This window comes from Paenibacillus shunpengii, from assembly GCF_042684905.1.
Classification (GTDB): Bacteria; Bacillota; Bacilli; order Paenibacillales; family Paenibacillaceae; genus Paenibacillus; species Paenibacillus shunpengii.
Window position 1 is genome coordinate 1 of the sequence record NZ_JBHUMJ010000022.1, and the last position, 1,416, is coordinate 1,416.

Annotated in this window: 1 pseudogene; it reads left to right on the forward strand. The window is 43.1% G+C overall.

Going from position 1 to position 1,416, the window contains the following annotated elements:
* Positions 1-1,267, forward strand: a pseudogene (locus ACFSVM_RS25720) (hypothetical protein); the annotation flags it as partial.
* Between the last annotated feature and the right edge of the window lie 149 nt (positions 1,268-1,416).

Sequence of the window (1,416 nt, forward strand, 5' to 3'; positions counted from 1 at the left end):
AAGAAGTACCATCCAGAACTCTGATGCACTGAAAGCAGGTAAAGCCGGGGACCTTGAGGGATTCATGAAGGGCATGGACAAGCTGCTTGATCAGCAAAACATAAGCGAGGAAGCTTTTGAACGAATGCTTGATTCTCCGGCTGCCAAATGGAACAAAGTTCTAAATACATTTAAGTTCAACTTACAAAGCACCGGTATAGAAGCTTTATCTGCTTTCGAGCCGCTTTTCGATGCAATTAACACTGGTTTTGACTCAGGACAGTTTACTCAGGTATTTGGATCAATCCAATCCGGATTATCCATTTTGGCAAACGTTGCAACAGCCGTTTTTCAATTCCTTCTGAATAATTTTGAAGTCGTTAAAAACGCCTTGCTAGTGATTGCTGTTGTATCAGCTGCGGTCGCAACAAACTTCATGATTGGATGGATTGTGGCAAACTGGCCATTAGTCTTAGTTGTAGCGGGTCTTATAGGGATAATTACGGTTCTTAATAACCTAGGATTTTCAACAAGTGAAGTTATAGGTTTTATCATCGGACTCTTTTACTCTTTAGCTGCAACAGTAAATAACGTCATTGCTGTCATATGGAACACCATCCTGAGTTTTGTTGAGTTTTTCGCCAACGTATTTGTTGATCCGATTTACGCAGTTCAAAGCCTGTTTTATAACATGTTTCACACGGTAGCTGACTATTTTACCAACCTGATAAACACAATTCTGGATGGGCTGAATTGGGTCATCAATAAAATCAACGAGATTGCCGGAACATCAATCAATCTCATTGCTGAAGTCGAAAAGGCTCAGGGTCCGACTAAACCGACAACAGATAAAAGCGTCCTGGATCTTTCTAAATACCGCATGGAACAAATGAATGCTCTGGATTCGTTCAAAGCAGGAAATGCCAAAGCAGATAACCTTGTTAAGAGTATTAATGGTTTTACTGCAGGAGTTGCACCTGTACCGGCAGGTGGTTACAGCGTGCCGAGTATGCCAAGCATGCCGAAAACTCCAGACATCGGCAAAGTGGATAAGGTGGGGGAAGTAGGCAAGATCAATGACGAGGTTGATATCTCATCCGAGGATCTGAAGGCACTACGCGAGCTGGCTGAGATTAAATCAATTCAAAACTTTGTTTCGCTCACACCAACCGTCCAAGTTACAACCGGCGACATCATGCAGACAATGGATGTGGATACGATGATCGACCAGATTACCGATGCGTTAGAAAAAGAGATCGCAAGCTCCGCCAAAGGAGTGTATGAATAATGTACCGTGATTACACAATGTCACTCAGTTTCAACAACCGGCAGGAAGCATTCTTTTTCCCTGTCCTGCCGGAAGAAATTGAAGTATCCCGGGCGGGTCAAGGCAAGACGTATAACATCATAAAACTCGGGGAGATCAACAAGATTCAC